The 13279-nt window shown below is 28.9% G+C and carries 13 protein-coding genes; 8 read left to right on the top strand and 5 right to left on the bottom strand.

What is annotated here, in order from left to right; genetic code table 11:
• Positions 1–232: 232 nt before the first annotated feature.
• The 3 genes from ABNT65_RS15420 to rsmI all read right to left on the bottom strand — a co-directional run bounded on the left by ABNT65_RS15420 (position 233) and on the right by rsmI (position 4120).
• On the bottom strand, positions 233–1891 hold the full coding sequence (locus ABNT65_RS15420) for an ATP-binding cassette domain-containing protein (RefSeq protein ID WP_348739572.1): 1659 nt from the start codon (positions 1889–1891) through the stop codon (positions 233–235).
• 36 nt (positions 1892–1927) lie between these two features.
• The gene (locus tag ABNT65_RS15415; protein ID WP_348703018.1) at positions 1928–2674 is read right to left on the bottom strand and encodes a thioesterase II family protein; all 747 of its coding nucleotides are present in this window, start codon (positions 2672–2674) and stop codon (positions 1928–1930) included.
• Positions 2675–3448: 774 nt separating this feature from the next.
• Positions 3449–4120, bottom strand: coding sequence for a 16S rRNA (cytidine(1402)-2'-O)-methyltransferase (gene rsmI, locus ABNT65_RS15410; RefSeq protein WP_348703019.1), 672 nt, complete (start codon positions 4118–4120; stop codon positions 3449–3451).
• A 66-nt stretch (positions 4121–4186) separates the two neighbouring features.
• Between rsmI and dxs the strand changes: the two genes are divergently transcribed.
• Positions 4187–5956 carry a 1-deoxy-D-xylulose-5-phosphate synthase gene (gene dxs, locus ABNT65_RS15405; RefSeq protein WP_348746234.1) on the top strand — a complete coding sequence of 590 codons (1770 nt, stop codon included), beginning with the start codon at positions 4187–4189 and terminating at the stop codon, positions 5954–5956.
• Between the two features lie 80 nt (positions 5957–6036).
• Here dxs and ABNT65_RS15400 read toward each other — a convergent pair whose 3' ends face one another.
• Entirely contained in the window at positions 6037–6849 is an 813-nt protein-coding gene (locus ABNT65_RS15400; RefSeq protein WP_348746233.1) for a M57 family metalloprotease, read from the bottom strand.
• Between the two features lie 247 nt (positions 6850–7096).
• Between ABNT65_RS15400 and ABNT65_RS21045 the strand changes: the two genes are divergently transcribed.
• From ABNT65_RS21045 to ABNT65_RS15370, 7 genes are read left to right on the top strand one after another with little or no spacing between them, the layout of a single operon-like run.
• Positions 7097–7567: a prepilin peptidase gene (locus ABNT65_RS21045; RefSeq protein ID WP_412766825.1), complete on the top strand. Its 471-nt coding sequence runs from the start codon at positions 7097–7099 to the stop codon at positions 7565–7567.
• On the top strand, positions 7567–8976 hold the full coding sequence (locus ABNT65_RS15395; RefSeq protein ID WP_348746232.1) for a GspE/PulE family protein: 1410 nt from the start codon (positions 7567–7569) through the stop codon (positions 8974–8976). The genes ABNT65_RS21045 and ABNT65_RS15395 overlap by 1 nt, the downstream gene beginning before the upstream one ends.
• 6 nt (positions 8977–8982) lie before the next feature.
• Entirely contained in the window at positions 8983–9444 is a 462-nt protein-coding gene (locus tag ABNT65_RS15390; RefSeq protein WP_348746231.1) for a hypothetical protein, read from the top strand.
• Positions 9444–10697, top strand: coding sequence for a hypothetical protein (locus tag ABNT65_RS15385; protein WP_348746230.1), 1254 nt, complete (start codon positions 9444–9446; stop codon positions 10695–10697). Before ABNT65_RS15390 ends, ABNT65_RS15385 begins: the two co-directional genes overlap by 1 nt.
• A complete protein-coding gene (locus ABNT65_RS15380; RefSeq protein WP_348703025.1) occupies positions 10685–11026 on the top strand; it encodes a hypothetical protein in 342 nt (113 codons plus the stop codon). Before ABNT65_RS15385 ends, ABNT65_RS15380 begins: the two co-directional genes overlap by 13 nt.
• Positions 11013–11468: a type II secretion system protein gene (locus ABNT65_RS15375; protein WP_348703026.1), complete on the top strand. Its 456-nt coding sequence runs from the start codon at positions 11013–11015 to the stop codon at positions 11466–11468. The genes ABNT65_RS15380 and ABNT65_RS15375 overlap by 14 nt, the downstream gene beginning before the upstream one ends.
• A gap of 6 nt (positions 11469–11474) precedes the next feature.
• Complete coding sequence (locus ABNT65_RS15370; RefSeq protein WP_348746229.1) at positions 11475–12608, top strand: type II secretion system F family protein; 1134 nt, start codon at positions 11475–11477, stop codon at positions 12606–12608.
• A gap of 57 nt (positions 12609–12665) precedes the next feature.
• On the opposite strand, the gene ABNT65_RS15365 is transcribed toward ABNT65_RS15370, so the two are convergent.
• Positions 12666–13076: a type IV pilin protein gene (locus ABNT65_RS15365; protein ID WP_348746228.1), complete on the bottom strand. Its 411-nt coding sequence runs from the start codon at positions 13074–13076 to the stop codon at positions 12666–12668.
• Positions 13077–13279: the final 203 nt, after the last annotated feature.

Here is a 13279-nt window from a genome sequence, read left to right as displayed (position 1 = left end):
TATTTCATAAAAACAAGCCACTACTCCACATGTTTATGCAGGTAGAAATATGAAGTTTATGTTTGGTTAGAGATAGTAGTATAAATACCGAATGAGATAAAACTTATTCCTGTATCTTATAAATAAAAAAGGTATTAATAATTACTTTTAGATATATGTGTTAGTGAATTTAGGATTATATAATTCTAAATTTCAAAGTAAGATGTACTATTTATGTAGTATATATTTATTTTTAATAAGTTGGAACACCTAATGCTACTTCTTCGCGCATTTTTCCGTAATTAAATTTTATTAAACGATCGCACAATTTATAATATGCATCATCATGTGTTATTGCAATTACAGTTTTTCCTTTACTTTTTAGTGTTGGAATAATATTTTCATAGAAGTATTTTCGGAATTCAGGATCTTGTTCCGCTGCCCATTCATCAAAAATAAAAATATCTTTATCTTCTAATAGAGCATATATTAAGGCTAATCTTTTTTTCTGTCCACTTGATAAGGTTTGGAATATTTTATTTTCTTCCTCATTTTGTCTGATAACCTTATCTAGAGCCATTTCATCTAATAATTCTGTTAACCTTTCATTAGACTCACTTAAATCAAAACCATCATAATTTTCTGTAAACAAATAGTTATTGGAAAAAATACATGACAACTTATCTCTATAATATGATCTATTTTCATTTGTAATTATTGTATTATTAAATAAAATATCTCCGGTTTTCTGAACACAAAGTCCTGATAATAAATTTATAAATGTACTCTTCCCGCTTCCGTTACCTCCATAAATAAATATAACTTCCCCTTTATCAATCTCTAAGTTAACAGGTTGAAGTTTAAAAGTAACATTCTCTTCTTTTTCATCAAGATATTCATAAGTAACATTATTAATTGTAAGTTTTTCAAAAGCACCTAAATCTTTATTTTCTTCAATTTTAAGGTTCTCGTAGTTAAACTTACTTGTAGTAATTTCATTAAAATTATTCAACCTTGAAATAGCAATATTGAAACCAATAATTTGTGGAATAATCCCAACTAAAGTAGCTATAGGTCCCATTAAAAATAAAAGAGCTAACATAAACCCACCTATAACTTCTTGTTCAACATTAAAAGCAAGTGGTAATACAAAAAGTATAGAAGCTATTAAAAAATAGAAAGAAAACTCACCAGTTAATTCATTACCTAAAGAAGCTCTTTCTGATTTAATCATTAAACCAATAGCTTCTTCTCTATTTTTAGTTATATGATCAAAAAATAAAGTATTACTTCTTTTTGTACTCATTTTAATTTTATTAAAACCATGTAAAAAATCATTATAATTACGCATAAATGAGTCATCTAAATCTCTTTCTCTATCCATACTTTTTTCAATAATTGCACTACGATATACGTAAACAATACTTAAAACAACTACAAGTCCTAAAATTAAAAAAGCTCCTGGAGGATATAAATAAAACATGTATCCAATTGTCACTATAGCCATAACTATTGCATTCAATAACGCTATAAATGCTTCTGGAACATCCTCTAGCATCCCTATATCTTCCATGGCTGTTCTTACTCTTTCTTCTCCTAATTTCAAATACGATTCATAATCCGACAATCTAAGTCTATTTATAATTTTAAGCATTAAATCCTTTCCAAAAGTAAGGGTTACTTTTATTAAATGCCTCTTAAAAAAATAAGTAAATATGAATGAAGTAATTACAAAAAACATAAAAACTTGCCAATCGTATTCTCCTAGAATCGGCATAGGAGCATTTGCTATTTTATTATTTATTATTGCTATTAGTGCAGTGTTCCATAAACTATGAATCATCGTAAATAAAGCTAGCATCGGTAAAGCTAATTTGAATTTAAAAAAGCTAAATAGTGTTAATTTTTCCAATTTATATACGTTTTTAGTTGTTAATTTTATTTTTAATTAGTGAGGTGCTACAATTTTATTGCTTGTTGCAGCATTGTAAATTTTATTTGCTATTAATTCTGGATTATTTAAAATAAAAAAATGATCTCCTTTTAATAGTTCAAATGAACAAGGAGACGTTGTTTCATATTGCCAAGCTTTCATACTATCTATAGGTGTCTTATCATCTTCCTCTTTCCCTATTTCGTCTTCCCCCATACATATGTGTATAGGCATTGATAAAGGTCTTTCCATTTTCTGGAACTTATAATCTTCAATAGCTTTAAAATCATATTTCATTATTGGATAATATAAATCTAAAAGCTCTTTATGCTGAAATATATCACTAGGCAATCCTCCTATTTTATCTATTTCCTTCCAAAATTCATCCTTTGGTAAAGAAGATCTTTTTTTACTACATCTTTCAAATCCTGGTGCTCCTCTTCCAGTAAAAAAAAGACACGTTGGTTGTTTTAATTTTGCTTCAACAATTCTTTTTGTTAACTCATATCCCAATAGAGTACCCATACTATGCCCATACAATGCATAAGCCCCTTCTTTTAAAAGGTGAGGTTTAATCTTTTGCATAAGATCATCTACCATATCATCAACGTTTGATAATAAACTTTCCTTAAAACGGCTACCTCTTCCTGGAAGCTCTAAAGTTGTCCATTCCATTTTTTTTGACGCATGCTTCTCAATATCATTGAAACTGAATCGATTTCCTCCAGCAAATGGAAGTGCTATTATTCTCATCTTATTCATTTAATATGATTTTTATAGATAATTAAAAATTAAGACACTTGTATTTTACACAGATTAACCTACCTTTATTACAACAAAACCATATCGACCTATAATACAATTTCATATTATTCGCACATTAAAATATTGTACTATTCACAAAGTAAGTAACACTGAAAGAATGCATTAATGAATGCTATTTCGTAAAATAAAGCAGTCTATTAGAACAGTAATTAGATTATATTTTTGTTATTGATGTAAGTTTCTTTAGTTTTTAACAAGGTACTTTTTAATAAAAACACATTTAATTAATGCATTTTCAAATAAAACTAAAGACAGTAAATTTTTTGATTTTTTTATAAAAGAACACAGCTATCGCTACGCTAAGTCACATAAACTGCTTCCTTAGCTAGTACGCTTCAAACTGTAAAGTCTTAAAAACAGGGGCAATTTAGCACAAAAATCTCATAAAAACTACTACTAGATGTAAATAATAAGTTAATTGAAAATAATATAATTATTAGGAGAGATATTCATTAACATTTACCTTTATTTATAAACAAAGATTCTTAATTCTTTTTAAGAAAAAAAAGAAGTTATCCTACAAAGAAAACTTCTTTTCTACTAACCAAAAACCTAACGTTACGTAAATTGAAGATTTATTTTTCAAATTATATAACGCTGTAAAATTAAAGTAAAGATAGTCTACCTTTATAAATTTTAGTTATGATACTCATTTATGCAGATAGAAAGTAAAAAAGTAATGGCTAAATGAAATGCTATAAAAATAATTGTTTACTTCTTTCCTTCTACTACAATTACAATTTCCCCTTTAGCAGGTTTATTTGTGTAGTAATCTATAACCTCTAAAACAGTTCCTCTTTTCGTTTCTTCAAACAGTTTGGTTAATTCTCTTGAAACCGAAATTAACCTATCTTCTCCTAAATATTCTTTAAAATGATGAAGTGTTTTTAATAACTTATGCGGACTCTCATAAAAGATTATGGTTCTCTTTTCTTCTGCTAACAGTTTTAAACGCGTTTGCCTTCCTTTTTTTACAGGTAAAAAGCCTTCAAATACAAACTTATCATTTGGCAATCCTGAATTCACTAATGCTGGTACAAAAGCTGTTGCTCCAGGCAAACACTCTACATCAATTCCATTTTGTATACATGCTCTAGTTAATAAAAAACCAGGGTCAGAAATAGCCGGAGTACCTGCGTCAGAAATCAAAGCAAACACTTCTCCACTTTGAATACGCTTAATAATTCCTTCAACTGTTTTATGTTCATTATGCATGTGATGCGATTGCATCATCGTTGTAATTTCAAAATGTTTTAATAATTTACCACTGGTTCGGGTATCCTCGGCTAAAATTACATCAACTTCTTTCAGTACTTTTATAGCTCGAAAGGTTATATCTTCTAAATTTCCAATAGGGGTAGGTACTAAATACAATTTACTCATAAAGCAAAGCTACAAAGTTTTATGCTTTCTGTAAGGTTATATAAAGCTTTTTGTACATTTGTTTTCATGTCAGAAAAGCTATTACACACTATACAATATCCATCCGACTTACGTAAATTATCTGTAGACAATTTACCTATTATTGCTAAAGAACTACGAGAGTTTATTATTGATATAGTAGCTACCAAGGAAGGGCATTTAGGTGCAAGTTTAGGAGTTGTAGAGCTTACTATAGCATTACATTACGCATTTAACACTCCTGATGATTTATTAGTTTGGGATGTAGGTCACCAAGCTTATGGACATAAAATTTTAACTGGACGACGAGGTGTTTTTCACACCAATAGACAATTAAATGGAATTTCTGGTTTTCCTAAACGAGACGAAAGTGAATATGATACTTTTGGCGTAGGTCATTCTTCTACTTCAATTTCAGCAGCATTAGGAATGGCTATTGCCTCTAAGTTACAAGGAAAGAACAAACATCATATAGCAGTAATTGGTGATGCTTCTATTGCTAGCGGTATGGCTTTTGAAGCCTTAAACCATGCTGGAGATACTAATGCCAACTTACTGGTAGTATTGAACGATAATGCTATCGGTATAGATCCTTCTGTTGGTGCTTTAAAACATTACTTAACTAGAATAAAATCTACCAGAAATGATGTGGAACAACACAATATTTTTGAAGCGTTAAACTTTGACTACTCTGGGCCAATAGATGGACATAATTTGGAAGAACTATTAAGAGAATTAGATCGACTAAAAAACATCAACGGTCCTAAATTTCTTCATGTAATTACTACTAAGGGCAAAGGATTAAAACAAGCAGAAGAAAATCAAGTAAAATATCATGCACCTGGAAAATTTGACAAAATATCTGGAAATGTACTACCTAAACAAGAAAACAAATTCACTAAGTTTCAAGATGTTTTTGGGAAAACTATTGTAGAATTGGCCAGTTCTAATACGAAAATAGTAGGTATTACACCTGCTATGTTAACTGGAAGTTCTTTAAAGTTTTTACTAGAAAGTTATCCTGAAAGAACTTTTGATGTAGGTATTGCTGAACAACATGCTGTAACCTTAGCTGCTGGTATGGCTTCTGAAGGTTTAATTCCCTATTGTAATATTTATTCTACTTTTTTACAACGAGCGTATGACCAAATAATACATGATGTCGCTCTACAAAAACTACCTGTTATTTTCTGTTTAGATAGAGCTGGATTAGTAGGGCAAGATGGAGCAACACATCATGGTGTTTTTGATTTAGCTTATTTAAGATGTATTCCAAACTTAACCATCTTTGCTCCCAGAAATGAAATTGAACTACGAAATATTTTATACACTGTTCAATTAGGAATAAAACAACCTATTGCTATACGATACCCAAGAGGAAGAGGGAATATTCAGAATTGGGAATTACCTTTTAAAAAAATTCCGTTAGGTAAAGGAGTGTGCATAAAAGAAGGAACTGAATTAGCCATACTAACAATCGGAACTGTAGCTAAAACTATTTCTGAAATCATTGAAACCATAACCAATAATGATTTAATAGCTCACTATGATATGCGCTTTGTGAAACCGTTAGACCAAAAACTTCTAAAAAACATCTTTCAAAAGCACTCTAAAATAATAACTGTAGAAGATAATTCCGTAAAAGGAGGTTTTGGAAGTGCAATACTAGAAGTAGCTGCTCAACAAAATTATACTGGAACTATCAAAGTGTTAGGAATACCCGATAATTTTATAGAACACGGAACTGTGGAGGAATTACAAAAAGAATGTGGTTTAGACATTGATAATTTAAAAAGAGTTATTGAAAGCTTACTATAAATAAAAGACTACTTATAGGATTTATAAGTAGCCTTTCTTAATTTAAATTAGTAATAAATAGTAGTAATTAAACTTCTAGTTTATTTATATGCCCATCTTATTGATGTTCTATCATCTCTAGTCCAACCTGTAGCTGTGCTACCAGATCTCCAATTACAATTATATACTGAAGACTTCATGATTGAACCACAATTATTGGACGCATGGTAACTTGGCCCGTATGTTCCTGGAATTAAGTTACCTCTAGTCTGATCAGAATGTTCAAATCCAAGAATATGTCCCAGTTCATGAATCATTAATGTCATTTTTGTAGTTTCATTAGTAGTATTCAATGCATTGGCTGTATTAATACTTACCCAAGTCCCCGTGTAGCCATCTCTTCTAGGTAATTGTGCTCTTGCCCAAGCTCTATCACTAGCATTGTAATAAGAACTCACCAGTACTCTCGCAGTATTTCTATTGTTAGTTCTCCTAAAGTTAATATTAGGACTCACCCTACTCCAATGATATGCTGCCCACGCAAAGGCATTTGAGTATTGATTTGGAAAATTATTCTCTAGATAATAAGTTATATTTCTAGAGTTTACATATAACACACCAGAATTACCCATCCATTGATTCCGTTGAGCGGAATCATTACCTTTAATTTTTGGAGGAACATTCTTTTCAATACCAAAAGCCAATGCCGCATCATTATCGTAAATAAACGACTTGGTTTTGTAATCTACTTTAAGTAAATCAGGACTGTAATTCTCAACTTTAGTTAAATAGTTGAACGTTTTTTGCGCTTCAGCTGTTAGTTGTTCTGAAGTTTCGGTTTCATTTTTTTGGCAACTGCATACAATTAATGTAGCAACCAAAAAACCATAAAGTTTAGGTTTTGATTTTAACATGGTTAGAAGGATTTTAAAGTTTGGTTAAAGTTATAATAATCTGTACATTAACATTTTGTTAATCTTACCCATTACTAATATAATATTCTCAAAATCAAATAAATAACACTAACACCTAAATACTAAAAACCATTTACACATAAATAATAATAAACATTACTTTAAAATAATTTAACATTAATACTGTTTTAATTATGTTTTCTTTTTGATTTAAAGAACAAACTATAGTAATTTTGCAAATAAAAAGTTGATATATATATACTTAATTTTATTACTAATTATTTTTTATCAAGATTCTAAAGAAAGAAAAGTGAGTGCTTGGGTTTTAATTACTACCATAGTACTTGGAGGTACTATTTACTATCTAAATACACTACCAAGCGTATTTATACTTAATGTTAGTACCAATATTGGTTTTATACTTATAATAATAGGTATACTGCATCTTTATAGTAAGTTTAAAATGAAAAAAAAGATTAATGAGGGTATTGGTTTAGGTGATGTTTTGTTTTTTATTACTTTAGCTGTAAGCTTTCCTATAACCTCTTTTTTAATTTTACTTTCATTATCCTTAGTGTTTTCATTACTCCTATTTTTAATAGTAAAACCTAACTTACAACAGAAAGTCGCTCCTTTGGCTGGGCTTCAAGCACTGTTTTTGTTTATCATTTTATTTATAAATTTGACCTTTAATTTTGTTAATCTATACGCTCTATAATGAAAGAGAATAATTTTGATTTACCTACTGAAGTTTTACAATTAATCTCTTCAGATTTAGCATACGATTATCGTATTATTCCTGTCAAAGAAGAAAATAACTCTTATACTTTCATTACTGATTCAGAAAATATTGAAGATTTACAAAATGAATTACAAATTGTTTTAGGAAAAGCTGTTTTTTTACAACATGAATTAAGTGGTACTATTAATAACTACTTACAAAAAAATTACCGAAAAAGAGATACCAAAACAAGCTCTACATTACAATATTCTGATGACTTTCTATTGAATATGATTCATGAAGCTAAAGAAATAGGGAGTAGTGATATTCACTTTGAAGCTTTTGAAAAGCAAAAAAGAGTTCGCTTTAGAATTGACGGGAAGTTAATTGAACAATATATTATTCCTTTTGATGAGTATCCTAAAATTGTAAACCGACTGAAAATTATGGGCGGTATGGATATTTCAGAAAAACGTTTACCTCAAGATGGACGTATTAATGTAAGTACTGAATATGAAGATTTCGACATCAGAGTATCTTCGTTGCCTACTCTGCATGGTGAAAAACTAGTTCTTCGTATTTTATCAAAGAATAATGCGGGTATTCAATTAAGTAAATTAGGTTTTACTGAGGAAGAAATCAAAAGTTACAAAAGAGCCATAAAAAAACCTAATGGAATTATTTTAATTTCTGGTCCTACTGGTTCTGGTAAAACTACTACATTATATGCTACACTTAAACAATTAAATAACGAGGACACTAATATTTTAACTATTGAAGATCCGATTGAATATACCTTAGAAGGTGTTAATCAGGTTCAATTAAAAGAAAACATTGGTTTAGACTTTGCTAGTACATTACGCACCTTTTTACGTCAAGATCCTGATGTTATTATGGTTGGAGAAATTAGAGATGTAGCAACTGCAAACATGGCCATTAGAGCTGCTTTAACTGGGCATTTGGTTTTGTCTACCATCCACACCAATTCGGCTTGGGGAACCATTTCTAGATTAATTGACATGGGGGTTCCATCGTTTTTAATTGCCAGTACATTAAATGTAAGTGTTGCACAACGATTGGTTAGAAAATTATGTAATCATTGTAAAGTAGAAGAAAAAATAACAGATGATGCTTTTGATTATCAAGAATTACAAGAGTATATAGATACACACCACGTAGCCGTAGGGTGTGAACATTGTTATCAAACAGGTTATAAAGGCAGAAAAGCTATTTACGAAATTATTCCTGTTACCAAACCTATTGTTAAAGCTATAAAAAGAGAAGAATTAGAAGTAGATAGTTACTTAGAAGAAAATAACATTAAAACGTTAAAAAAGAATGCACTTGAACTAGTTAAACAAGGTATTACGTCTATAGATGAAGTGTATTCTTTATTAATATCATAAAATAGTATGACAAAGCAACAAAAAACATACTTACTCATGATTGCGGTAATAGCCGTTTGGGGTATTATAGGTTATCAAATATACAGTCATTTAAATCCTGAAGAAGAAGAACTTCCTGAAACAGTTTTTCAAAAAACTTCTTCAATAAAAAAAATGAATAAGGAATTATATACTGTCCAAAAACATAATAGGGATCCTTTTTTGGGAAAACTAGCCAATCAACCTAAAAAGAAACGAAAAGCAACTACCAAGAAAAAAAATACAACGCCTGTTATTTTTCCTAATATTATTTACAATGGAATTGTAGAAAGTGGTAATACAAAATCATACATAGTTACCATAAATAGTAATCAAGAGTTTATGAAACCTAACAGTGTACGTAATGATATTAAATTACTTTCAGGAACCCCTGAAGAAATAACTATCATTTATAAAGGTGAAAAGAAAATAATCCCTCTTAAGCAATAATGTCCTTCAAACTAAACAAATTAAAAGCTGGAGCATTGCAATATGTGCTCATCATATCGGTAATTATTGCAATTACCTTATTAGCTTTTATGAGTTTTATGTACGTGCAACGTCAATTATCTATAAAACATGACGCCTATAAAGAAGCTATTTACAATGTAAATAATGGTTTTGATTATCTAAAGTTTCATTCAATAAATTATAATGAAACTATTAACAAGCAGTTTTCTAACAATCCAAAAGAAAGTACTTCGCTCCAAAAAAAGGCTTGGGGTTTGTTTGATATTGTTACCATCACCTCTAAAATTAATAACGATTTCTTTCAGAAAGTAGCTTTAATGGCATGGAAAACTAAAAATGAAAAATCTATATACCTCCAAGACAACAACACGCCATTAGTCTTAGTAGGAAAAACCAAAATAATTGGAGATGCCTATTTGCCCAAACAAGGTGTAAAAAGTGGAAATATAGCTGGAAATTCTTTTTATGGTAGAACATTAATTTTTGGTAGAGAACTTAAAAGTAATAGTATACTTCCTAAACTTAATAATCTCAACCAAATAAAAGAAATATACAACTCATCGTATACTAATAATAGTTCAGAAAGATTTGAGTTAGAAGAAGAAGCTACTATTATTCGTTCTTTTAAGGATCCTACATTTCTTTATGAAGGAGGTGGAACCATTTTATTACAATATTTAAATCTAAAAGGAAATATCATTATTCAGTCTAACACAAAAATTAAAGTACATTCTTCGGCTAAATTAAATGACATTATTTTAATTGCTCCTGAAATAGAAATTCTAAAAGGAGTTACAGGCAACTTTCAAGCCTTTGCCTCTAAGAATATCATAATTGAGGAGAATTGTAAATTAAACTATCCAAGTTCACTTACTTTATACAGTACTGTTGATGATAAAAAAGAGAATAAAATAACTATTGCTAAAAATACTGAAATTAAAGGCACTATAGTTTACCTAACAAAAGACAAAGAAAAAACGAGTTATAAACCTCAAATAAAATTAAGTGAAGAAGCCACTATTGTTGGTGAAATTTATTCTGAAGGAAATGTTGAGTTGTTAGGTAATGTTACTGGTTCTGTTACTACCAAAAACTTTTTAACAGGACAGTTTGGAAGCATTTATATAAACCATATATATAACGGAAGTATTAATGTAAAAGATTTACCTAAACAATATGTAGGTTTAGCCCTAAATCCAAAAACTAAAAGTGTTGCAAAATGGTTGTACTAAAAAAACTAAAGGCATCTTCTTTAAACGAGGTTATTGTAGCAACTATTATTATTGTTACTGTTTTTGGTATTGCCATGGGAATCTTAAGCAATGTGCTTCAAAATGTAGTTGCAAAAGATACACAACCTATTCAGGTAAAAATAAATGAACTTGTTTATCAATATAAACATCAACAACTAAAATTACCATACATTACAAATGATGAACAATGGTCTATTGATGTTAGAGAGGTAAAAAATCAGGCAGCAAGTTTTATTGAATTTGAAGTTACTTTTAAAACAAGAAACAAAACATTGAAAAGAAAAATATTGCAGAATGAAGAAAGTTAAAGCATTTACTTTATCAGAAGTTTTAGTGGTTATGGTAATTTCTACCATTGTAGTTTCTATAGCTTTTTTGGTTTTATCTATGACGCAAAAGCAAATGAAACTTATTCAAACCAACCTGGAGTACAAACAAGATATTCAGCATTTAGAAAGAGTTTTATGGAAAGATTTTAACGAAGCACACCTAATTGAACAAAAAACAAAAGAGGTTTTTGTAGCAATTAAACAAAATGATACTGTTCCCTACACTATTTTAGACAATGTAGTTTTACGAGATAAAGATAGTTTTTTTGTAGCTGTAAAAGAAAAGGTATTTTTCTTTAACGGAAAAGAAACTCAAAAAGAAACAATAGATGCTATTAAATTGTTTTTTGATAAAACATATACTAACAAAGAGTTGTTTGTTTACACCAATAAAGATGCCTCTTTTTACCTTAATCAATAAGTTTACATGGGATTTCAGCTAGATAATATTAACAATAAGGAAAATAAAAAAGACGAAGGTTTTGATATTGATGCTCTATTAAAGAAAGAAATCAATTTATTTGGGAGCTCTTTTTCTAATAAAAAGAAAGAAGCATTCTATACAGAGTTATATGTACTATTGCAAGCTGGTTTAGAACTTAAAGATGCTTTAGACTTAATAGTACAACAGCAAAAAAAAGAGGCTGATAAAAAACTAATTAAAACGATTATTGAAAAATTAATTGCTGGAAAAAACTTTTCTGAAATATTAAAAGAGCAAAAACATTTTTCAACCTATGAATATTATTCTATAGAAATAGGTGAAAAAACAGGAACTATTGATAAAGTTATTGAAGAGTTAAGTAATTATTACAAAAAGAGAAATGAACAAAAAAGAATGGTAATGAATGCTTTGTCATACCCTATCATCATTCTATCAACAGCTTTTTTAGCTGTATTTTTCATGTTACAGTTTGTTGTACCTATGTTTGCGGATATTTTCAGACAAAATAATGTAGAGTTACCATGGATTACCACCAAAATTATAGGTTTATCTAATATGTTTAAAGAATATTACTGGATTGCTGCCCTAGGAATTATAAGCTTTCTAGTATTCAAAAAAACATTTCAATCTAAAATTTGGTATAAAAAAATAACATCTAATATTTATTTACGATTACCTTTTGTTGGTGAATTTATAAGAAAAATTAAAATAGCTCAATTCACTCAAGCGTTAACTTTATTAATAGGAGCTAAAGTTCCTATTTTAAATGGAATTCAATTAACTCAAAAAATGATTGACTTTTTTCCGCTGCAAACTGCCTTAAAAAAGGTAGAAAATGATGTACTAGTAGGTAAAACACTTTCTGAAAGCCTTAAAAAGCATTCTGTTTTTGATACTAAAATGGTTTCGTTAGTAAAAGTAGCTGAAGAAACTAACCAAAATCAAATAATTTTTGGTCGTTTAACAGAACAGTACAATAAAGACATTGAATATCAATCAAAAATGTTAAGTACAGCTTTAGAACCATTAATCATCTTAATTTTAGGTATTATCGTTGCTACCATACTTATTGCTATGTATATTCCTATGTTTAAACTTAGTACAGTTATCGGATAAAAAATAAGGATGCTACTTACAACATCCTTATTTTTTCTATTATATAAACAGAAACTGTTAATCTTTCACAACTTCTTTTAGTTCTTTATCTTGGTTTACTTCCCAAACATTAAACGTACCATCACCATCAAAGTCACTTACCGCAGTAGCTCTAGCCTTGAATGAATTATTGGAAGATTCAATAATTTCATAACTATAATAAGCAGTTCCTCCATTATTTACGTTTTTTGGCGGAACAAAATCTATTTGGTTAAAGTCATTAGAATACTTAGAATGTAGATAAAAGTAATTCTTTTGCAAACCATATAAATGATTTAACTGAATTTTAGCTTCTAAACTTTTGGCTTTCGCTATTTGAGGCATCAAAGTTGGTAATGCTATTAAAATTAGAATACCAATAATAACCAATACAACTAAAAGCTCTTGTAAGTTGTAAGCATTCACCTTTTTAAGTAGTTTCGATTTCATATTAAAATTTATTTAAAATCGTGTCAAAAGTAAAAAAATATTTACTTTTACACCCTGATTTTATTTTTTGAATAAAATTAAGATAATATTACTAATAGTTACGCGTTACTATTTTTGCGTTTTGAAGAACTTTTAAGATAGTAAGTAATTATTAACAAAACAATTGTTGAAATATTGTTTTAAATTAAAGTATTAAATAAAAG

Origin of the sequence: Tenacibaculum sp. 190524A02b, from assembly GCF_964036645.1 — a bacterium.
Taxonomy (GTDB): Bacteria; Bacteroidota; Bacteroidia; order Flavobacteriales; family Flavobacteriaceae; genus Polaribacter; species Polaribacter vairaonense.
This window is presented reverse-complemented; position numbering and strand designations above follow the sequence as displayed.

Bases quoted from the DNA above. Each gene is read 5' to 3' on its own strand.
- rsmI (WP_348703019.1), bottom strand. From the start codon at position 4,120: ATGAGTAAATTGTATTTAGTACCTACCCCTATTGGAAATTTAGAAGAT.
- ABNT65_RS15375 (WP_348703026.1), top strand. From the start codon at position 11,013: ATGAAGAAAGTTAAAGCATTTACTTTATCAGAAGTTTTAGTGGTTATG.
- ABNT65_RS15395 (WP_348746232.1), top strand. From the start codon at position 7,567: ATGAAAGAGAATAATTTTGATTTACCTACTGAAGTTTTACAATTAATC.
- ABNT65_RS15370 (WP_348746229.1), top strand. From the start codon at position 11,475: ATGGGATTTCAGCTAGATAATATTAACAATAAGGAAAATAAAAAAGAC.
- ABNT65_RS15380 (WP_348703025.1), top strand. From the start codon at position 10,685: ATGGTTGTACTAAAAAAACTAAAGGCATCTTCTTTAAACGAGGTTATT.
- ABNT65_RS15390 (WP_348746231.1), top strand. From the start codon at position 8,983: ATGACAAAGCAACAAAAAACATACTTACTCATGATTGCGGTAATAGCC.
- ABNT65_RS15385 (WP_348746230.1), top strand. From the start codon at position 9,444: ATGTCCTTCAAACTAAACAAATTAAAAGCTGGAGCATTGCAATATGTG.
- dxs (WP_348746234.1), top strand. From the start codon at position 4,187: ATGTCAGAAAAGCTATTACACACTATACAATATCCATCCGACTTACGT.
- ABNT65_RS15415 (WP_348703018.1), bottom strand. From the start codon at position 2,674: ATGAATAAGATGAGAATAATAGCACTTCCATTTGCTGGAGGAAATCGA.
- ABNT65_RS15365 (WP_348746228.1), bottom strand. From the start codon at position 13,076: ATGAAATCGAAACTACTTAAAAAGGTGAATGCTTACAACTTACAAGAG.
- ABNT65_RS15400 (WP_348746233.1), bottom strand. From the start codon at position 6,849: ATGTTAAAATCAAAACCTAAACTTTATGGTTTTTTGGTTGCTACATTA.